This is a genomic window from Candidatus Accumulibacter aalborgensis (genome assembly GCF_900089955.1).
GTDB lineage: Bacteria > Pseudomonadota > Gammaproteobacteria > Burkholderiales > Rhodocyclaceae > Accumulibacter > Accumulibacter aalborgensis.
Map to the genome: position 1 here is coordinate 44,769 of NZ_FLQX01000106.1, position 19,382 is coordinate 64,150.

Here is a 19,382-nt window from a genome sequence, read left to right on the forward strand (position 1 = left end):
CTGCAGGCTGAGGTTAACGACTTTAGAGGTTGCTGTCAATAAAGGTGATCAGTTGCGACCTGGACAGCGCGCCGACCTTGGTCGCTTCGACATTGCCATTCTTGAACAGCATCAAGGTCGGAATGCCGCGAATGCCGTAGCTGGCCGGCGTCTTCTGGTTGTCGTCGATGTTCAACTTGGCCACTTTCAGCCGGCCGGCGTAGTCAGTGGCGATGTCCTCAAGGAGGGGTGCAATCATCTTGCACGGGCCGCACCATTCGGCCCAGTAATCAACGAGAACCGGCTGGTCCGATTGCAGTACATCGGCGCCGAAACTATCGTCCGAAACGTGATGGATGTGTTCGCTCATTTAAGAAAGCCTCTCGCGGGAACTGGGATGGGATGCGTGGCGGATGCGGGTGGAGCGGCGAGTTGACTGAAATCCTAGCCGCGTGCCTGTTCAGCCAGCTTCGCTATGCTAGCGAAAAAATCGCTGCAAGGGAAGCCGCCGGTTTGTCTCGCAGGCAGCAAATGCGCTATAGTCATCTACGTTCCACATTTCCGAATCGAGACAATGGCCTACGTCGTTACTGAGAACTGCATCAAATGTAAATTCACGGACTGTGTCGATGTCTGTCCCGTCGACTGCTTCCACGAGGGTCCGAATTTCCTGGTGATCGACCCTGATGAGTGCATCGATTGTACCCTGTGTGTTCCGGAGTGTCCGGCAGAGGCGATTTACGCCGAGGACGATGTGCCGGATACGCAGCGCGCCTTCATCGCACTCAATGCGCAGTTGGCCAAAGGCTGGCCGACGATCGTCGAACGCAAGGAGCCACCGGCTGACGCGGAGGAATGGAACAACAAGCCCGACAAGCTGCAGTTCCTCGCGCGGTGAGCCCGTAGGGGCGGTGAAACTCATAACAGACGACTAAAGAGGAGAGCAGGTGGACAAGATCTGGCTAAAGAGCTATCAGAAAGGCGTTCCCGCCGAGATTGACGTACACGAATTTCAGTCGCTTGGTGAATTATTCGAGAAAAGCGTGACGCAGTACCGCGATCGGGTGGCCTATATCAACATGGGCATCGAACTGACGTACGGCGAACTCGACAAGCTTTCACGCGATTTCGCCGCCTATCTGCAGTCGGTCCTCAAGCTGCCGCTGGGTGCCCGCGTGGCGATCATGATGCCCAACGTCCTTCAGTACCCGATCTCGATTTTTGGCGCCCTGCGTGCGGGTTATGTGGTGGTCAACGTCAACCCGTTGTACACACCACGCGAACTGGAGCATCAACTGAAGGACTCTGGTGCCGAAGTCATCGTCATTCTGGAGAATTTCGCCGTCACCCTCGAGCAGGTGCTCGCCAGGACGCCGGTCAAGCATGTCGTCATGGCTCGCCTGGGGGACATGCTCGGTTTTCCAAAAGGTGCCGTCGTCAATTTCGTCGTCAAGTATGTCAAAAAGATGGTCCCGGCCTGGAGCCTGCCGCGCGCGGTCAATTTTCGGACGGCGCTCGCCAAGGGTGCCTCCGCCGAGTTGAAGTCGGTCAAGGTGACGCCGGACGACCTCGCTTTCCTGCAGTACACGGGTGGCACGACCGGACTCTCGAAAGGCGCGATGCTGATCCATCGCAACATCCTTGCCAATCTGGCACAGGCGCATGCCTGGATCCAGCCGGCACTGGGCAGCGAGCAGCACATGGTCGTCACGGCGTTGCCGCTATACCACATCTTCGCCTTGACGGCGAACTGTTTCACCTTCTTCAAGATCGGCGCCAGCAACCTGCTGATTACCAACCCTCGCGACATTCCGGGCTTCGTCGCGGAATTGGGCAAGTACCCGTTTACGGTGATCACCGGCGTCAACACCCTGTTCAACGCCCTGCTCAATAGCGATGCCTTTTGCGCACTCAACTTCAGCCGGCTCAAGGTGACTCTCGGTGGTGGCATGGCCGTGCAAAAAGCGGTTGCCGAGAAATGGAAACAGGTGACCGGCAAGCCACTGATCGAGGCCTATGGTCTGACCGAAACCTCGCCGGCGGCGACCATCAATCCGCTCGACATTCCCGAGTACACCGGTGCGATTGGCGTGCCAATCTCGTCGACCGAGGTGGTCATTCGCGATGACGCGGGCACTGATGTTCCTCTGGGCGAGCGCGGTGAACTCTGCATTCGTGGTCCGCAGGTGATGAAGGGTTACTACAACCGACCTGAAGAGACAGCCAAGGTCATCATGGCCGACGGCTTTCTATTGACCGGCGACATTGCGGTGATGGACGAAAGAGGCTACGTGCGCATCGTCGACCGGAAGAAGGACATGATTCTGGTGTCCGGATTCAATGTTTACCCGAACGAGGTCGAGGATGTCGTCGCCCAGCATCCCGGCGTGCTGGAAGTCGCCGCAGTGGGCGTGCCGCACGACAAGTCGGGCGAGGCGGTCAAGATTTTCGTCGTCAAGAAGGACCCAGCGCTCACTGCCGAGGCGCTGATCGCCCATTGTCGGGAACATCTGACCGGCTACAAGGTGCCCGGACAGGTCGAGTTCCGCACCGACTTGCCGAAAACCAACGTCGGCAAGATCCTGCGCCGCGAACTGCGCGACGAGGCGCTCAAGCAGGGCTGATCAATTCTTGGCGGCATACTGCTGCAGGTATTCGGTGGTCACAGGATGCTTGTTGCGCGCAGCGTAGAAGATCGGCGTTTTTCCGTGTTTGTCCTCGCTCCGTGGATTGGCTCCATGTTCAATGAGCACTCGCGAGATTCTTGGCTGACCCGTCGCGGCAGCCAGATGGAGGGGCGTCTGGCCGGCATCGGTGGTCGCGTTCACATCGGCTTTCCTGTCGAGCAGCAGTTCGATCTCCTGCTTGGCACCGACCAGCACTGCCGCGTGCAAGGGCGCCATTCCAATGCGATCTCGGGCATCGATGCGCGCACCACTGATGAGCAGGAACTCGGATACCTTGGTGCGGCCATAGAAGGCTGCCATGTGGAGTGGCGTTCTGCCCAGCGCGTCGGTGACGTTGACCTCGGCGCCGCCTTCGAGCAGCGTCTTGATCTCGGCCAGATCGCCGCGGCTTGCCGCTCGTGCCAGCGGAGAACTGGCCGTCGGGGTGTCGGCGGTGGGCGGTGGTGCAGGGGGCAGTTGTTTTGTCGTGCTGGCCGTGCTCTCAGGTGCCTTGTCGCAGGCGCTCAGGGCCAACGACAAGAGGGCAATGGCAATCAGCGTGACGCGAGATACGGCTGTATTCATCTGAGAAGTTCTCCTCTACGCTTGGCGGCTGGCCTCGCGCATATTAACATCGCTGCTGACGACTACCGTTGGTTGCCTGGAGGTTGCAGTCATGCTGATCCATCTTGATCGTTCCGCCCTGTTGCTGGTCGATTTGCAGGAGCGTCTTCAGCCGGCGATCGACGAGGCTGCGCAGGTGCTTGAAGCCAGCCTCTGGCTGACCAGAGTGGCGCAGCGTCTGGACGTTCCGGTGATCTGCACCGAGCAGTATCCGCGAGGCCTGGGGCCAACCTTGCCAGTCTTGCGGAGCTTGCTCCCGGATCAATGCGTCGTCGAGAAGATCCATTTCTCGGCGGTTGCCGAGGGTGGCCTGTGGCGAGCGCCCGGAGGCGACCGAGCGCAGTTCGTCGTGGCCGGCACCGAAGCGCATGTCTGCGTTCTACAGACAGTACTCGATCTGCTCGCCGCAGGTCGCCGGGTCTTCGTCGTCGAGGATGCCGTCGGGTCGCGGCGAAGCGCGGACAAGGCCTTGGCCCTGGCACGCATGCGCAGTCACGGAGCCGATATCGTGTCGCGCGAAATGGTCGTCTTCGAGTGGTTACGGCAGGCGGGTAGCGACCTTTTTCGCAACCTCAGTCGCGAGTTCATTCGCTGAGCACGGCCGGCGGTGGAGCCGTCGGTAAATCTCTATCGGTCGCGTCGAGTTTTCAGGGCAGGGCTGTTTTCAGCTACAATCCGGATTTCCCGCTGCAGTCATTGCCATGATCAAATACGTTTTCGTCACCGGCGGCGTGGTTTCATCGCTCGGCAAAGGGATTGCTGCCGCGTCGCTGGGAGCGATTCTCGAGTCGCGCGGCATCAGAGTCACCCATCTCAAGCTCGATCCCTACATCAACGTCGATCCCGGAACGATGAGTCCGTTCCAGCACGGCGAAGTTTTCGTCACCGAGGACGGTGCCGAAACCGACCTCGACCTCGGCCACTACGAGCGCTTCACCAACGCTCGCATGGAGCGGCGCAACAACTTCACGACCGGCCAGATCTACGATTCGGTGATCAAGAAGGAGCGGCGGGGAGAGTACCTGGGCAAGACCGTGCAAGTGATTCCGCACATTACTGACGAGATCAAGGCGCATATCAGGCGCGGTGCAGAGGGTGCGGATCTGGCGATTGTCGAGGTTGGCGGAACGGTCGGTGACATCGAGTCGCTGCCATTCCTGGAAGCAATCCGCCAGATGGGTCTGCAGGAAGGGCGCAGCAACGCCTGCTACATGCATCTGACGCTGGTGCCCTACATTGCCACCGCGGGTGAGCTGAAAACGAAGCCGACGCAGCACTCGGTCAAGGAGCTTCGCGAGATCGGCATTCAGCCGGACATTCTCCTCTGTCGCACCGATCGACCGATTCCCGAAGAAGACAAGCGGAAAATAGCGCTGTTCTGCAATGTGCAGCGCGAGGCGGTGATCGAAGCCCGCGATGCGGATTCGATCTACAAGATCCCGGCGATGCTTCACGACCAGATGCTCGACGAGATTGTCTGCCACAAGCTCGGGATTCTGGCCAGGGCGGCTGATCTGACGATCTGGAAGACGATCGTGCACGCTCTCGAAAACCCGGAGCGGGTGGTCAACGTCGCTTTTGTCGGCAAATACGTCGACCTGACCGAATCCTACAAGTCGCTGACCGAAGCCCTGGTGCATGCCGGTATTGCCACGCGCAGCAAGGTCCAGGTCAGCTACGTCGATTCCGAAGAAATCGAAAGGAATGGTTGCCAGGTCTTGCAGGGAATGGATGCCATTCTCGTCCCCGGCGGTTTCGGGCGACGGGGTACCGAGGGAAAGATCGCTGCGATTCGCCATGCCCGCGAGAACAGGATTCCTTTCCTGGGCATCTGCCTCGGCATGCAGCTCGCCGTCGTCGAGTTCGCCCGCCATGTGGCCGGCATGCTTGCGGCCCACAGTACCGAGTTCGACCGCGATTCTCCGCAACCCGTGGTGGGTTTGATTACCGAGTGGCAGGACGCCTCGGGTCGGCTCGAAAGACGAGACGAGAATTCCGACCTGGGCGGCACCATGCGTCTTGGCGGTCAGCGCTGCAAGCTCGTCGAGGGAACGCTGGCGCGGGCGATTTACGGCCAGGCGGAAATCGTCGAGCGTCATCGCCACCGCTATGAGGTCAATAGCACGCTGCTCGGCAAGCTCGAAGAGAACGGGTTGGTGGTCTCCGGACGCGCGCCGGTCACCGATCTGTGCGAAGTCGTCGAATTGCCGACCGACGGCCCGAACGCGCATCCATGGTTTCTCGGTTGCCAGTTTCATCCCGAGTTCACCTCGTCGCCACGCAAGGGCCATCCATTGTTTACCTCCTTCGTGCAGGCGGCAGCCATGTACCAGGTGAAGGCATGAAGCTCTGCCACTTCGAGGTCGGTATCGACCAACCGCTCTTTCTGATCGCCGGCCCGTGCACGGCAGAGTCGCTCGACCTGTGTCTCGAGGTCGCCGGGCAGGTGAAGGAAGTCTGTACACGCCTCGGCGTGTCGTACATCTTCAAGGCCTCTTATGACAAGGCCAACCGCACTTCCGGTCGATCTCCGCGTGGGCCGGGAGTCGACGCCGGCCTGCAGATCCTTTCCGAGGTGCGTCGCCAGATCGCCGTTCCGGTGCTCACCGACGTGCATCGCGAAGAGGACATCGCGGCCGTGGCGGAAGTGGTCGACGTACTGCAGACGCCAGCCTTTCTCTGTCGTCAGACCGATTTCATTGCCGCCGTTGCCGCTGCCGGCAGGCCGGTGAATATCAAGAAAGGGCAATTCCTCGCGCCGGGCGACATGCACAACGTGGTGGCCAAGGCCAGGCAAGCCGCTGCTGGTGCCGATACGGTCATGGTTTGCGAGCGCGGTGCTTCATTTGGCTACCACAACCTCGTTGCCGACATGCGCAGTCTGGCGATCATGCGCGAAACCGGGTGTCCGGTCGTTTTCGATGCCACGCATTCGGTGCAGTTGCCTGGTGGGCAGGGCGCTGTTTCCGGCGGGCAGCGCGAGTTCATCCCGGTACTGGCGCGTGCCGCGGTCGCTGCGGGTATCGCCGGACTGTTCATGGAAACCCATCCTCGCCCGGAAATGGCGCTGTCCGATGGGCCAAACAGTTGGCCGCTGGGGCGCATCGAGAGCCTGTTGACGACCCTGGTGGCGCTCGACCGGGTTGTCAAGGGCAGCGGTTTTGAGGAACTGGCTTGATGGCTGCTGACACGACGGGTCGTCAAGAGATGACCACTTTTACATTTTTGAAGACAAGGGAAAGACCATGAGCTCTGTCGTTGATGTTGTCGCACGCGAGGTTCTCGACTCGCGCGGCAACCCTACCGTCGAATGTGACGTCCTGCTCGAATCCGGCGTCATGGGTCGTGCGGCTGTGCCTTCAGGCGCATCGACCGGTTCACGCGAAGCCATAGAACTACGTGATGGCGACGCCGCCCGCTACCTGGGCAAAGGCGTGTTGCAAGCAGTCGAGAACGTGAACACCGAGATTTCCGAAGCGATCATCGGCCTGGATGCACAGGAACAGGCGTTCATCGATCAGACGCTGATTCATCTCGACGGTACCGATAACAAGGCGCGTCTCGGTGCCAACGCCATGCTGGCCGTTTCGATGGCCGTGGCCAAGGCGGCTGCCGAGGAATCGGGTCTGCCGCTTTACCGCTATTTTGGCGGTTCTGGGCCGATGCAGATGCCGGTGCCGATGATGAACATCATCAACGGCGGCGAACACGCCAACAACAGTCTCGACTTCCAGGAGTTCATGATCCTGCCGGTGAGTCAGAATTCGTTTCGCGAAGCGCTGCGCTGTGGTGCCGAGGTCTTCCACGCGCTGAAGAAGCTGTTGCACAAGAAAGGCTTCTCGACGGCGGTTGGCGACGAGGGTGGCTTCGCACCCAACCTCGGAAGCCATGCCGAAGCTCTGGAACTGATCATCCAGGCCATCGAGAACGCCGGTTATGGTCCCGGCGATGACGTGTTGATCGGTCTCGACTGCGCGGCGTCGGAGTTGTACCGCGATGGTCGTTATCATCTGGGCGGTGAGAATCTGCAGTTGAGTTCGCACGAACTGGTCGATTATCTGGCCAATCTGGCCGATCGCTTTCCGATCGTCTCGATCGAAGACGGGATGGCCGAAAACGACTGGGATGGCTGGAAAGTGCTCACTACGCGCCTCGGCAAAGGGGTGCAGATCGTCGGTGACGATGTCTTCGTTACCAACACGCGCATTTTCAAGGAAGGTATCAAGCAGGGTATCGCCAATTCGATCCTGATCAAGATCAATCAGATCGGCACGCTGTCAGAGACCTTTGCGGCGATCGAAATGGCCAAGCGTGCGGCCTACACGGCGGTCATTTCACACCGTTCCGGGGAGACCGAAGACAGCACCATTGCCGATATCGCCGTGGGCATGAACGCTTTGCAGATCAAGACCGGTTCGCTGTCGCGTTCCGATCGCATCGCCAAGTACAATCAGTTGCTGCGCATCGAAGAGGACCTCGGTGATACGGCGGGTTATCCGGGCCGTGAAGCCTTCTACAATCTGTCCTGATCCTCTGCGTAGAGGTCCGCTGCCGTGCGCTGGCTTGCTGTCGCGCTGCTCGTCGTGATCGCCCTGCTGCAGCATCCGCTGTGGTTGGGCAAGGGCGGCTGGCAGCGGGTGTGGGATGTCGATCGGCAGTTGCAGCAGCAGCGGGAAGCCAACAAGAAGCTGGAGATGCGCAACGCCGGTCTCGATGCCGAAGTGCGCGATCTGAAGCAGGGCTACGATGCCATCGAGGAGCGTGCTCGCTTCGAGCTCGGCATGGTCAAGCAGGACGAGATCTTTGTCCAGATTGCCGACAAACCTGCGGCCGAGAAGATCGCCGCTCCGGTCGCCGAGAAAGCCACCGCGGCGCCCCGACCGGCAAGGCAGCCAACGCCAAAACGCTAGTCGCGGGCCTCGCCGGTTCTTGCCTGGTGCGCCTGCAGGCCTATTCGAGCAACTCGATCTGACCGGCGACGGTCGCGCTGATCTGGGTGTCGCCGGCCTCGATCGGCATCGGTGTTGCCTGGGCTGCGGCCAGCCCGGCCGAGCGCATCATCGTGGTCAGCGGTGCCTGGCCACCATTGTTGATCACTAGGTGTTTGATCCGGTAAGGCTTGCCCAGGGTGTCGGCAATCACTTTGGCGCGTGACTTGAAGGCGGCGATGGCATCGATCATGGCTTCGCTTTCGGCCTTCTTTCGGGTTTCCGGCGCCGGCAGCATCATCAGGTTGGCGATGCCCATCGACGTCTGGAGTTTGCCCAACAAGTCGGAGAGAGCTGCCGTATCGCCGGTTTCCAGCGTCAGGTCTGAACGCATTCGCCAGCCTTCAATCGTGCTGCCCTTGGCATAGACGGGATAGGTGTGGGTGGCACCACTCTGCGCCTTGATATTGCTGTATCCTCTGGCCGTCTTCAGGCCCGCGGCGATCAGGCCATTGACGCGCGTGGCCAGGTCGCCCGGCGTCGTACCGCTGGCTTCGGCAAAGACGGTGGCCCGCGCCAGGTCGTTGGCTGCAGGTCGACTGGCTTCGGCGGCGAGATCGATGGTCGTCCCGGTGTCGACCGGCGCGGCAGGTACGGGTGTCGCGAGGAGCAGGGCGAGGATGGACAAGGGGTGTCGTAGACATAGAGACCGCAAGTAAGTCATGGTTTCTCCGGATCGATGTTGCGTTCGCAGCGGGCGCCCGCTGTGCAAGCGACTCGCCGGCTAGTGGCCAACAGCTTGCCTGGCGGCACCGACTGCGTCGTGGCTGGCCTATTGTAGCGTGTTACGGGTGTTGCTTTCTTCTGGTCAGGTGTCGGAAGCTTGGTTAGAATCTGCCTCACCCGCTCGCTCCCGTGCGATCGGGAAGGGTCTTTGAGGGGGCACCATGCTGAAAGCAGGACAGGCAGCTCCGATGTTCGTCCTCCCCGATGCGGATATGGAACTTATCGATATTGCCCAGTTCCAGGGCAGGAGTAATGTCATTCTCTTTTTCTATCCCAGAGATGGCGCACCGTGCTGTACGTTGCAGGCAACCGATTTCTCTGATCACGAGGATGAATTTGCGCGGTTCGACTGCAGGATCCTCGGCATCAGCCGCGACGACTGCATTCAGCACGCAGAGTTTCGGGACAAGCACGGAATTTCGGTGTCTCTCCTCTCGGATGCCGAGGGGACGGCGTGTGAACAGTACGGTGTCTGGCAGGCGAGAGAGGTGGATGGTGCCACGAAATACGGCATCCTGCGCTCCACTTTCGTCATCGACAAACAAGGCGTTCTCCGTCACGTGCTTTACGGAGTGAACGCCAAAGGCCACGCGCGACAAATGCTGCGCGCGGTTAAGGAACTCAATTCATGAATAGGCAAGTTGTCAAAAATTCGGTGGTCACGCTCGACTACAGCGTAACCGACGTCGATGGTGATCTGGTCGATGCCGGTCAGGAGCCGCTCGTCTATCTGCACGGTGGCTACGATGACATTTTTCCGTTGATCGAAGAAGCCGTGCAGGGAAAGGGGGTCGGCCAGTCGGTGGTGGTCAAGATGCAACCCGACGATGCTTTCGGTGAGTATGATGCGGCGCTCGTCCAGGTCGAGCCACGCAGCCAGTTTCCTGTGGAACTCGAGGTTGGCATGCAGTTTGAAGGGGTGCCCGAGGGCGCTGATGACGGCGACGACGAAGGCGACGAAGGCGACGACGAAGACGTCTTGATTTACCGGGTCACCGAAATCGCCGACGACCAGGTGGTGCTCGATGGCAACCATCCGCTGGCCGGAATGGCCTTGATCTTCACCTGCACGGTGACCGACATTCGCCCGGCCACAGCCGACGAGATCACTCACGGGCACATGCACGACGGTGATTGCGAAGACGACGATTGACCGTCGCTGCGAAGACGCAGGTGGCGCTTGTGTCGGGCGCGTCAGCGCAGCAGCTTGCCTGAACGATTGACGATGGTAATGTCGACGAAGCGCGAGCCGGTGTGTCGGTTTGCCGCGAAGCTGATGAATACGCCGCCGGCGTCATAGCTCTTCATGGTCTCGAGGGCCTCGCGCAGTTTCTTGCGGCTTGGATTCGGGCCCGCTCGGCGCAGTCCTTCGCCGAGCACCTTGGCGCCAAGGTAGCCTTCGACGAAGGTCTGATTGACGCTCACGTCCTTCGGGGCGAACTTCGCGAAGTTGTCCTGTATTTCGCGAATCAGGGGAACCGAGCGACCGTTCGGGTCGGGAACGACCTGAGTCAGTACCAGCCCCTCGGCTTGCTCGGCGCCGATCGCCTTGACCACCTGCGCGGCATCGGTCACCGACAGCGCGACATATTGCGCGAAGTTCCCGGCGGCGCGTGACTGCTTGAGGAACTCGGCGCTGGCCGCCGTGTTGGCGAGCATGATGACCGCCTGTGGTTTGGCGGCGGCGATGGTCTTGACGGCCGCGCCGACGTCGGTCGTGTTCTTCGCGTAGGAGCCCTTGGCGACCAGTGACCCCCCCGCACTGCCGATCGCCGTTTCAGCGCTGACCAGCGCGTCGCGGCCGAAAGCGTCGTCCTGGAACAGGATGGCAAAGTGGGTGGTGCCAGTGGTCACGTATTGGTCGACAATCTTGGCGACTTCCTCAGCGTAGCTGGCGCGGGTCATGAATAGCAGCGGGTCGTTGCGTCGTACCAGTGATGCCGCACCGCTGCGTACGGCAAGCAAGGGAATGCCGGCTTCACTGAGCACTTTCTGGTCGAGCATCGCCTCGACGTTGCCGGTGCCGACGAAGCCGATGAAGGCCACTGGCTGCGACTCCTTCAGGAGTTCTCGCGCCAGTCGAACCGTCTCGTCGGCCTTGTAGCCGTCATCCTTCGAGACCAGTCGAAGCTTGGCGCCGTGAATTCCTCCCTCGGCGTTGACCGCGTCGAAGTACAACTGCACTCCTGCGCGCATCTGGCTTCCGGTCGGCGCCAAAGGGCCGCTCAGCGCAGCCACCTGGCCAACGACGAGTTCGCCGGCGGTAACGGTCACTGGCGCCAGACCAGTGAGCACGATGGCGACGGCGACAGTTTCGACGGCGGCCAGCAGCGCGTTGCGCAGCAAGGTGATCAGCTTCATGGTGCAGTCCTCCAGGTGCCCTAGGTCCGTTCAAGTCTAGGGCTTGCCGCGCCGCCTGTCGATTGCCTTTTTTCGCTTTCCCGCCGTCAGTGGTCAGCGTGCGGGTAAACCTCGAAGCGGAAGATCTGTGGCAACTCGCTATCGACGATGACCTTCACCCAGCCCATGACCGGGTAGCCGAAGGTCTCCAGGCGAGTGAAGTTGGCCAGTGGCCGATGCGTGCGCGGATGGTGCAGCGGGTGGTCGATGCGTTGCCAGTGCGTGTCCCCGTGGACCAGCAGCACCTGGCCAGGAAAAGCCAGTGTTTCCTGGCGCAGGGTGTCGAGCAATTGACGGTAGCCGGCGTGGGTCAGGCCGATCGCATCGTGCTCGAAGCCCGGGTTGGCCTGCATGACGATGACCATGCCGGCCGCCGCTTCGCGCCGCGCGAGGGCAAAGCCGTCCCGGAGCCAGGCGATGACGCGCGCGTTGCGCACCACAAATTCCGCGCTGGGCTCGGTGCCCATGCCGAAGTTGTTGTCCGGACCCGGCACGTTGAGCGACACGAAGAGGACCGGGCCAAGCCGCCAGCGCAGATTTTCCGGATAGCCTCCGGCCTGCTGTTCCAGCGGCAGCGCCGGCTTGCCGAGCGAGCGCGGTGCGGCGAAAAAAAGCTCGCGCAGTTTCTGCAGCCGCTCGATCGGGTCGAAGTGGCCGGCAGCGAGTTGACGGCAGTCGGTCCATTCGTTGTCGCCGGGCACATAGATCAGCGGCACGGTCGAGGCGTCGAAAAGCGCCCGGCGGTCGAAGAACAAGTCATCGCTGCACACCTCACGGCTATCCTTGAAATCGCCGGCATGGACGATGAAGCTGACGTGGTGTGCCGCGATGTGGGCGAGCATCGGCGGCAGTTCGCGCCTCTCGTAAGAGCTGTACGGGGTGTCACCGATGGCGGCGAAGCGCCAGGTTTCGGCGTGTACTTTGGCTACGCCGGCGGCGAGCAGCAAGGCAACCGCGGCGAGCAGCGACTTGATCGCTCGCCGCTTGCTTACGCGAGTCATGAGAGCAGGGATTTCAGCGCATAGAGGGCGTCGAGCGCCTCTCTCGGCGTCAGTCGATCGGGATCGATGCTCGCCAGCCGCTCGATCGCCGGGTGCGTCGGCGACTCTCGTTGTTCGGCGGCGTCGGCCAGCGCGGTGGCAAAGAGATCCGGTTGCAGGGGGTTGATCGAGGCGCGCTGTTCGAACTCGCGCAACTGCCGGCGTGCTGCCCTGACCACCGAAGCGGGAATTCCGGCCAGCGCGGCGACCTGAATGCCGTAGCTCTGATTGGCCGGGCCTTCCTCGACGGCGTGCAGGAAAACGATGCGCTGGCCATGCTCGATGGCATCCAGATGCACGTTGGCGAGTTCGGCGTACTCGTTGGCCAGCAGAGTCAACTCGAAGTAGTGGGTGGCAAACAGCGTCAGGCAGCGGTTCTTCTCAAGCAGGTGGCGACAGATGGCGAAAGCCAGAGCCATCCCGTCGAAGGTCGAGGTGCCGCGTCCCACTTCGTCCATCAACACCAGACTGCGTTCTGTGGCGTGGTGCAGGATGGCCGCTGATTCGGTCATTTCGACCATGAATGTCGAGCGCCCGGCGGCGAGATCGTCGGCCGCACCGATGCGCGTGAAGATCTGGTCGAGCGGGCCGAGGACCGCGCGCGTCGCCGGCACATAGCTGCCGACATGAGCAAGCAGGGCAATCAGCGCCGTCTGGCGCATATAGGTCGATTTGCCGCCCATGTTAGGGCCGGTGATCAGCAATAGCCGGCGGTTATCGGCAAGGTGCGTCTCGTTGGCGATGAACGTCTCGCCACCCTGGAGTTGCTCTTCAACGACCGGGTGTCGTCCGCCCTCGATGAGCAGTCCTGGCTCCGACGAAAACAACGGCCGGCTGTAGTTCTGCCGCAGCGCGTTATCGGCGAAGGTCGCCAACAGGTCGAGGTAGGCAACGGCGTGGGCGATTCCCTGCAACTGGGGCAGATCGGCCTGCAGGCTGGTCAGCACGCCATCGTAGAGCAGCTTCTCGCGGGCCAGGGCGCGATCCTGCGCCGACAAGGCCTTGTCTTCGAAGGCCTTGAGTTCCGGCGTCAGATAGCGCTCGGCGTTCTTCAGCGTCTGCCGGCGGCGGTAATCGTCGGGTACTCTGGCGGCATGGGCGTTGCTCACCTCGATGTAAAAGCCGTGCACACGGTTGTACTCGACCTTCAGGCTGGTGATCCCCGTGCGTTCGCGTTCGCGTGCTTCAATGGCGAGCAGGAAAGCGCCGCAGTTGTCGTTGAGGGCGCGCAGTTCGTCGAACTCGGCGTCGAAACCCGTGGCGATGACCCCGCCGTCGCGGATCAGCGCCGCAGGTTCGGGCAGGATGGCGCGCCGCAGCAGGTCGACGACGCCGGCCGGCGTGGCCAGATGCGCGTGCAGTTCGGCGAGCAGGGACGCGGCCGTCGTGGCCAGTGGAGCGCGCAGTTCGGCCAGGCGCTGCAGGCTGTCGCACAGGCTCGACAGGTCGCGCGGGCGTGCCGTGAACAGCGCGATGCGGCCGGCGATCCGGTCGATGTCGGCGAAGCCGCGCAAAGCCTGGCGCAGTTCACGCAGCGTGCGGCCACCATCGTCGAGTAACATGGCCACCGCCGCGTGGCGATTAGTCGGAATGGCCGGGTCGCGCAAGGGGTGGTGGAGCGCGTGGCGCAGCATTCGCGAGCCCATCGCGGTGATGCAGTGGTCGAGCAGGCTGCACAGCGTCGGCGCCGGCTGGCCGCGCAGGGTTTCGGTAAGTTCCAGGTTGTGCCGTGTGGCCGTGTCGATGCCCAGGAAGGTGGCGTCGCGTTCGACGATCAGCGCCTGCAGGTGGGGCAGGGCACGCGCCTGCGTCGCCTGCGCATAGCGCAGGAGGGCGCCGGCGGCGGCAATCGCCGGCCGCAGCGCGTCGGCACCGAAGCCGGCGAGCGAACTGGTGCCGAAATGCGCACACAGCTCCCGGCCTGCCGCTTCGACGTCGAAATGCCAGTCAGCCTGGCGCGCCAGCGCAGCGTCGGGGGCGAAGGGCAGAACAAGGCTCTCCGGGACGATGATCTCCGCCGGACGAATACGTTCGAGGCTGGCGGCGAGTTTTCCCGGAACGACTTCGCAGACGCGGAACTCGCCACTCGCCAGATTGATCCAGGCCAGTCCGGCAAGTTGCCTGGTCGTGTAAATGGCGAGCAGCAGCGTGTCGCGCTTCTCGTCGAGCAGCGCCGCGTCGGTCAGCGTGCCAGGCGTGACGATGCGGGCAATGGCACGCTCGACCGGACCCTTGCTGGTCGCCGGGTCACCGATCTGCTCACAGATGACCACCGATTCGCCGAGCTTGACCAGTTTCGCCAGATACTGTTCGACCGCGTGGTAAGGTACGCCGGCCATCCTGATCGGCTGCCCGGCCGACTGGCCGCGCGTCGTCAGCGTGATGTTCAGCAGGCGCGCGGCCTTTTCCGCATCCTCGAAGAACAACTCGTAGAAGTCGCCCATCCGGTAAAACAGCAAGATGTCAGGATGCTCCGCCTTGAGGCGCAGGTACTGCTGCATCATTGGGGTATGGGCAGTTACGGTACTTTCTCTCGCGTTTTGATTGTTCGGCATACCTATGCGCTGACCCGCGCTCATGGCGGCGCCAGGGTGAGCATGCCCAGCACCGCCATGATTTCGGCCCAGGCGATGCGGCACACCGCGATGGTGGAGGCCGACCCGGCAAGCGCCATCATCACTCGCTGGAGTCTTCCTTGATGTAAAGCTTGACCGGCGCCGAAGTATGGCAGAAGAGAATCAACCGTGATCCTCCAGCACCAGCCGACTGAGTGGTGTGCCACGCGCAACCAGATCTGCGGGCGGTTCCAGTTGCGGCTTGCCGCCGCTCCAGGACAGGCGGCCATCAGCGATCAGGCCGTGCAGCCCTTCTCCGGCGTTCGGCTTGCTGTTCGAGCTTTGCCCGCAGCGCGCACAGCAGCACGCTGGAGAGGCTGGCTTCGAGTTCGCGAATGGCTATGGGCATGGCGGCACCTCGGGAGATAATTTTCGACACCCAACCTGGAGCTCCGGATGGGGACCGTTTTTGACACCACCGGCGCCGGTGGTGGTCTTTATCCGTGCAGACTGGCGATCAGGTCATCGACGTTCGAGCCTTCTGCTTGCTCCTGTGGAGATCAGAAGAACTGCTTGGCGAAGTTGGCCACCGCCAACGCAATGAGGATGCCCATCATCCATTTGACCAGCGACAGATCTGCCTTCACTTCGGCGATATCCGCTTTGGTCGTGGATTCAAGTCTGGCGATGTCGGTTTTTGTCGCGAATTCCAGTCGGGCGATGTCTGCTTTGGTGGCGAGCTGCCCGTCCAGTGCTTCGGACAGGACATCCCTTATTGCTTCGGCTTCGGCCTGCGCTTCAGGAACGCCGGCGACACGTAGCCTTTCGGCGACCTTGAGGGTATCGAAGGTTATCGTGGTCATGGGAGCGGAGTATGCGCGGCAGGGGCGGCATTTGCAAATATTCCCCGCTGTCAAACGGGCGGGGGAAACCGTGCTGCCGCATCATCGGCTCATGGGCGGTTACAGCACTTTCTCTGGCGTCCTGATTGTCCGGCATATTCCAGGCGAGTCGTTGATTTCAAGAGCCGGGGCTCAATCATCGATTTCCTCGACACTTACATTCCCCTTCGAGGACCGCTTGATGCGGTATTTGGTGCCGTCCTTGCCGGTCCAGCGGGTCGCCGAGGAGGGCACCTTCACCCCGTCGATGGTCACCTGGCCGTTCACCGTGCTGACGCCGCTCGAACCCTCGTTGTCGCCCTTGCTGGTGGTGACCGTCGTTCCCGGCGAGTGGGTGATCGAGGACGAACTCGTGCCTGGATTTACATATACCCCGTTGCCCTTGGTCGTGGTCTTGCCGGTGTTGACGCTCGTCCCGCCGGCGCCGCCGGTATTCACGTTGACGCCATCCGGCCCGCCGACCGACACGGAGACCTGGGCTAGTGCAGAGGCTGCGGAAAGCGTGAGCGCTCCCGCTATCATGGTGATCTTCATGGCCATACCTTTCTTGAAAAAGACAGAAAATTCAACGGCACTGCCAAGAGTATCAGCGGCCCTGTCAGCCACGTCAACCCTGGCCCTTGCTCTTCCAGGCGAGCGAAATCTCCGGGTACGCCTTCAGATACGTGTTCACGGCTTCGCCAATGGTGGGGAAGAAGACCTCTGCGCCGAGCCGGGAAAACAGCCCGAAGCGCTTCAACTTGTCCTTGACGGGGTCCTTCATCTCGGCAAAGCACAGCTCGATGCTCGCTGCATGCAGAGTCTCGTCCAGCTTGGCCAGGATGTCCGCAGCGGTGACGTCCACGCTGGTGACCGGTTCCGCTGTCACAACCAGCCAGCGCACGGGCGTCGGCGACGCTGCCACCGCATCCAGGAGGCGGTCGTGGAACCACTCGGCATTGGCGAAGAACAGCGGCGCAGCCCAACGAAACAGGACCAGCCCAGGGATCAGGCGGGCGTCCGGGTAACGCGCAATGTCGTGGTAGCCATTGACGCCTTCGACGCGTCCCAGGACAGCGGAGTGCGGGCGCCAGCCATCCCAGAGGAATTCGATCACCGCCAGTACGATCGCCAGGCCAATGCCTGGAATGGCGCCCAGAACGACCACGCCGACGCAACAGCCGATGGATAACCAGAACTCCCAGCGCTGGATGCGGTAGATACGCCGCAGGTCGGCAATCTCGAACAAGCCGAGGGCCGAAGCGATGACCACGGCGGCCAGCGCGGTGATCGGCAGATGCTGCAGCAGGTTCGGCGCCAGCACCAGCAGCAGGGCAACGGCCAGGGCACCGACCACGCTGGTCAACTGGGTCCTGGCGCCGGCGGCCTCGGCGACTGGCGTGCGCGACGAACTGCTGCTGATCGGAAACCCCTGAAATAATCCCGCCGCCAAGTTGGCGACGCCCAGCCCCACCATCTCCTGGTTGGGGTCCACATAGCTGGCCGTTTTGGCGGCATAGGTGCGCGATAGAACGCTGGTATCGGCGAAGGAGACGATGGCCACGGCGAAACCACCCATGAGGATGGGCACGAGATCGGCGCGCGTGATCCATGGCACGGCAAAGGCCGGCAAACCCTGGGGCAGCGGGCCGAGGACCGATACGCCGTACTCGTAGAGGTCCAGCGCAGCGACGACGACGGTTGCCCCGATGACCGCAATGAGCGTTCCCGGCCAGCGTTTGCTTCCTTTCAGCACCATGATCAGGGCCAGCGTGCCGACGCCGAGCAGCAGCGCGATGGCGTTCGTCCTGCCAGCCAGCAAGGCGTGCATGAATTGCCAAAGCTTGCTCAGCGGATCATCACCGTCGACCGAGAAGCCGAACAGCTTGGGCAACTGGCTGATCATCACTGTCAACGCAATGCCGTTCATGTAGCCGTAGCGGATCGGCTTCGAGAGTAGCTCGGTGACAAAGCCCAGACGTGCGACGCCCGCCAGAATGCACAACACACCGGAGACCACCGCCATCATGCTGGCCAGCGCGATGGCGCGCTGCGGATCGCCGGCGGACAGCGGCAGGATGACCGCGAGGATGACGGCCGCCAACGATGAATCCGGGCCCAATACCAGGATGCGGCTGGGTCCGAACAGCGCATAGGCGAGCAGCGGGATGATTGTCGCGTAGAGGCCATAGATTCCCGGCACCCCCGATGCCACGGCATAGGCAATGCCAACCGGCACCAGCAGCGTGGTCAACACCAGACCGGCGGCGACGTCGTGGCCTAGCCAGGCCGCCTCGTAATGACGCAAGGTGTGCAGGCCTGGCAGCCACGTTTGCCAGCCATTTTGGTCGACGGTTCCTTGGCGAGCCGCGATGCGCCCCGCTTCCAGAGGACAACCAGCAGGCTTTGGTTCAGTCATTTCAGCGTGCCCGTATCAAGGATGGGTTCGATCATGGACTCGATCGCGCGCGACGCGCCATTCGCGTTCCTGGCTGTCGGATGCGGCGCGAAGACGAGTCGACACGATGGCCAAGGAATCCATCCTGTTCCCTTTGGCGCTGGCTGTCCGTGCGTCGGCGCACCAAACGACGCAGAAAACCTGATCAGATCGACCGTCTTGGCCGGCGGCCGTCTCTCTGTGTGTCGCCGCACAGACTCCGCCTGATCGGGCGACCAAGCTTGCTGCTTCAGCCGAGTGGCCATGACTGGTGCGACAGAAAGCGAAATCGAGCGACTGGGAGAATGAACGTGGTTACGTGGCAGCACAATCGATATCGGTGGATCCTGGTCGGCGCTCGTGGTTGCGATGAGGCTGCGCCTGAGTCGTCGCTGGTCGACGCCGAAAACGGTTTGCCTGGCGCATTGCGGTGGGCCTACGTCTGCGGTCGCGATGCAAAAGGTGAGCTTTTCGCGCGTTACAGGCGATCTCGTCATCGGGAGGCGAAATACAGGGAAGCGTCTGTCGCGCCCGCTCGTGGTCGCCACGACGACCCCGGCTACGCTGCCAACGGGTGGCGATCATGCCCAAGCTGCAACGGTTGGGTGTACCGCATCCAGCGCGGCTTCCTGGATGGGCTGATGAACATCCCTTCTCCGGTTCACCGCTACCGCTGCCGCTCGGCGGGTTGTCGCTGGGAAGGCAATCTGCGCGTGCAACGCGATTTCTAGCCGAGCCTGCGCCGCGGTAGGCTGAACGACGAAGGTCACGGCGAACTCCCGCCCTCGGTGATGGCGAGCAATACACCGTAGGGCGCAATAAGCGAAGCGCATTGCGCGAAATGGCCAAAGTCGCTGGACCCGTCCGACGCCTGATCATCGCCGAGCCTGGCATCCGGTGTCTGGTGCAATGCGCTTCGCTTATTGCACCCTACGGACAGCCGTGTGAATCGGTTCGAGGCCTACTCGAAAGACAGCACCAGCCGCTTTCCTAGTGCTGTGGCGGCCTTGTCCAACGGCTTCAGGGTGTTACGTCCTCCCCTGGCCAAGGTCTAAGGGCTCCAAATATCCCGCGTACGGTCGGGAA

18 protein-coding genes are annotated in these 19,382 nt (G+C 61.9%); 9 read left to right on the top strand and 9 right to left on the bottom strand.

Features of this window, described 5'->3' with window-relative positions; translation table 11 throughout:
* Nucleotides 1-22: 22 nt before the first annotated feature.
* Entirely contained in the window at nt 23-349 is a 327-nt protein-coding gene (gene trxA / locus ACCAA_RS09545) for a thioredoxin TrxA (RefSeq protein WP_186407015.1), read from the bottom strand.
* Between the two features lie 204 nt (nt 350-553).
* Here trxA and fdxA point away from each other — a divergent pair, with 204 nt between their 5' ends.
* Entirely contained in the window at nt 554-877 is a 324-nt protein-coding gene (gene fdxA / locus ACCAA_RS09550; RefSeq protein ID WP_186407016.1) for a ferredoxin FdxA, read from the top strand.
* Nucleotides 878-926: 49 nt separating this feature from the next.
* Nucleotides 927-2,603, top strand: coding sequence for a long-chain-fatty-acid--CoA ligase FadD (fadD, locus tag ACCAA_RS09555; protein WP_186407017.1), 1,677 nt, complete (start codon nt 927-929; stop codon nt 2,601-2,603).
* On the opposite strand, the gene ACCAA_RS09560 is transcribed toward fadD, so the two are convergent.
* Complete coding sequence (locus ACCAA_RS09560) at nt 2,604-3,230, bottom strand: ankyrin repeat domain-containing protein (RefSeq protein ID WP_186407018.1); 627 nt, start codon at nt 3,228-3,230, stop codon at nt 2,604-2,606. It lies immediately after the preceding gene.
* A gap of 91 nt (nt 3,231-3,321) precedes the next feature.
* Between ACCAA_RS09560 and ACCAA_RS09565 the strand changes: the two genes are divergently transcribed.
* The 5 genes from ACCAA_RS09565 (at nt 3,322) to ftsB (ending at nt 8,179) form a co-directional block, all read left to right on the top strand.
* Nucleotides 3,322-3,864, top strand: a complete 543-nt coding sequence (locus ACCAA_RS09565) for a hydrolase (protein WP_186407019.1) — start codon at nt 3,322-3,324, stop codon at nt 3,862-3,864.
* A gap of 106 nt (nt 3,865-3,970) precedes the next feature.
* A complete protein-coding gene (locus tag ACCAA_RS09570) occupies nt 3,971-5,614 on the top strand; it encodes a CTP synthase (protein ID WP_186407020.1) in 1,644 nt (547 codons plus the stop codon).
* Nucleotides 5,611-6,447, top strand: coding sequence for a 3-deoxy-8-phosphooctulonate synthase (gene kdsA, locus ACCAA_RS09575; RefSeq protein ID WP_186407021.1), 837 nt, complete (start codon nt 5,611-5,613; stop codon nt 6,445-6,447). Before ACCAA_RS09570 ends, kdsA begins: the two co-directional genes overlap by 4 nt.
* A gap of 67 nt (nt 6,448-6,514) precedes the next feature.
* Entirely contained in the window at nt 6,515-7,798 is a 1,284-nt protein-coding gene (gene eno, locus ACCAA_RS09580; RefSeq protein ID WP_186407022.1) for a phosphopyruvate hydratase, read from the top strand.
* 24 nt (nt 7,799-7,822) lie between these two features.
* Nucleotides 7,823-8,179 (top strand): cell division protein FtsB, encoded by a 357-nt coding sequence (gene ftsB / locus ACCAA_RS09585; protein ID WP_186407023.1) that lies wholly within the window; start codon nt 7,823-7,825, stop codon nt 8,177-8,179.
* Nucleotides 8,180-8,219: 40 nt separating this feature from the next.
* Here ftsB and ACCAA_RS09590 read toward each other — a convergent pair whose 3' ends face one another.
* Entirely contained in the window at nt 8,220-8,885 is a 666-nt protein-coding gene (locus tag ACCAA_RS09590) for an SIMPL domain-containing protein (RefSeq protein WP_245754524.1), read from the bottom strand.
* A 259-nt stretch (nt 8,886-9,144) separates the two neighbouring features.
* On the opposite strand from ACCAA_RS09590, the gene ACCAA_RS09595 reads away from it, so the two are divergent.
* Together ACCAA_RS09595 and ACCAA_RS09600 are read left to right on the top strand one after the other, a co-directional pair.
* Nucleotides 9,145-9,615 carry a peroxiredoxin gene (locus ACCAA_RS09595; protein ID WP_186407025.1) on the top strand — a complete coding sequence of 157 codons (471 nt, stop codon included), beginning with the start codon at nt 9,145-9,147 and terminating at the stop codon, nt 9,613-9,615.
* Nucleotides 9,612-10,136, top strand: a complete 525-nt coding sequence (locus ACCAA_RS09600) for an FKBP-type peptidyl-prolyl cis-trans isomerase (RefSeq protein WP_186407026.1) — start codon at nt 9,612-9,614, stop codon at nt 10,134-10,136. The genes ACCAA_RS09595 and ACCAA_RS09600 overlap by 4 nt, the downstream gene beginning before the upstream one ends.
* A 41-nt stretch (nt 10,137-10,177) precedes the next feature.
* Here the strand turns inward: ACCAA_RS09600 and ACCAA_RS09605 are convergent, their stop codons facing one another.
* The 6 genes from ACCAA_RS09605 to ACCAA_RS09630 all read right to left on the bottom strand — a co-directional run bounded on the left by ACCAA_RS09605 (nt 10,178) and on the right by ACCAA_RS09630 (nt 18,278).
* A complete protein-coding gene (locus ACCAA_RS09605; protein WP_186407027.1) occupies nt 10,178-11,344 on the bottom strand; it encodes an ABC transporter substrate-binding protein in 1,167 nt (388 codons plus the stop codon).
* Between the two features lie 86 nt (nt 11,345-11,430).
* Nucleotides 11,431-12,384, bottom strand: coding sequence for a hypothetical protein (locus ACCAA_RS09610; RefSeq protein ID WP_186407028.1), 954 nt, complete (start codon nt 12,382-12,384; stop codon nt 11,431-11,433).
* Nucleotides 12,381-14,927, bottom strand: a complete 2,547-nt coding sequence (mutS, locus tag ACCAA_RS09615; RefSeq protein WP_186407029.1) for a DNA mismatch repair protein MutS — start codon at nt 14,925-14,927, stop codon at nt 12,381-12,383. The genes ACCAA_RS09610 and mutS overlap by 4 nt, the downstream gene beginning before the upstream one ends.
* A 611-nt stretch (nt 14,928-15,538) precedes the next feature.
* Complete coding sequence (locus ACCAA_RS09620) at nt 15,539-15,841, bottom strand: CCDC90 family protein (protein WP_186407030.1); 303 nt, start codon at nt 15,839-15,841, stop codon at nt 15,539-15,541.
* A 171-nt stretch (nt 15,842-16,012) separates the two neighbouring features.
* Entirely contained in the window at nt 16,013-16,414 is a 402-nt protein-coding gene (locus tag ACCAA_RS09625; RefSeq protein WP_186407031.1) for a hypothetical protein, read from the bottom strand.
* Nucleotides 16,415-16,487: 73 nt separating this feature from the next.
* Nucleotides 16,488-18,278: a SulP family inorganic anion transporter gene (locus ACCAA_RS09630; RefSeq protein WP_186407032.1), complete on the bottom strand. Its 1,791-nt coding sequence runs from the start codon at nt 18,276-18,278 to the stop codon at nt 16,488-16,490.
* Between the last annotated feature and the right edge of the window lie 1,104 nt (nt 18,279-19,382).

Coding starts and splice junctions, on each gene's coding strand:
- ACCAA_RS09570 (WP_186407020.1), top strand. CDS start 3,971: ATGATCAAATACGTTTTCGTCACCGGCGGCGTGGTTTCATCGCTCGGC.
- ACCAA_RS09600 (WP_186407026.1), top strand. CDS start 9,612: ATGAATAGGCAAGTTGTCAAAAATTCGGTGGTCACGCTCGACTACAGC.
- mutS (WP_186407029.1), bottom strand. CDS start 14,927: ATGATGCAGCAGTACCTGCGCCTCAAGGCGGAGCATCCTGACATCTTG.
- eno (WP_186407022.1), top strand. CDS start 6,515: ATGAGCTCTGTCGTTGATGTTGTCGCACGCGAGGTTCTCGACTCGCGC.
- fdxA (WP_186407016.1), top strand. CDS start 554: ATGGCCTACGTCGTTACTGAGAACTGCATCAAATGTAAATTCACGGAC.
- ACCAA_RS09630 (WP_186407032.1), bottom strand. CDS start 18,278: ATGACTGAACCAAAGCCTGCTGGTTGTCCTCTGGAAGCGGGGCGCATC.
- trxA (WP_186407015.1), bottom strand. CDS start 349: ATGAGCGAACACATCCATCACGTTTCGGACGATAGTTTCGGCGCCGAT.
- ACCAA_RS09595 (WP_186407025.1), top strand. CDS start 9,145: ATGCTGAAAGCAGGACAGGCAGCTCCGATGTTCGTCCTCCCCGATGCG.
- ACCAA_RS09605 (WP_186407027.1), bottom strand. CDS start 11,344: ATGAAGCTGATCACCTTGCTGCGCAACGCGCTGCTGGCCGCCGTCGAA.
- ACCAA_RS09565 (WP_186407019.1), top strand. CDS start 3,322: ATGCTGATCCATCTTGATCGTTCCGCCCTGTTGCTGGTCGATTTGCAG.
- ACCAA_RS09560 (WP_186407018.1), bottom strand. CDS start 3,230: ATGAATACAGCCGTATCTCGCGTCACGCTGATTGCCATTGCCCTCTTG.
- ACCAA_RS09610 (WP_186407028.1), bottom strand. CDS start 12,384: ATGACTCGCGTAAGCAAGCGGCGAGCGATCAAGTCGCTGCTCGCCGCG.
- kdsA (WP_186407021.1), top strand. CDS start 5,611: ATGAAGCTCTGCCACTTCGAGGTCGGTATCGACCAACCGCTCTTTCTG.
- ACCAA_RS09620 (WP_186407030.1), bottom strand. CDS start 15,841: ATGACCACGATAACCTTCGATACCCTCAAGGTCGCCGAAAGGCTACGT.
- ACCAA_RS09625 (WP_186407031.1), bottom strand. CDS start 16,414: ATGAAGATCACCATGATAGCGGGAGCGCTCACGCTTTCCGCAGCCTCT.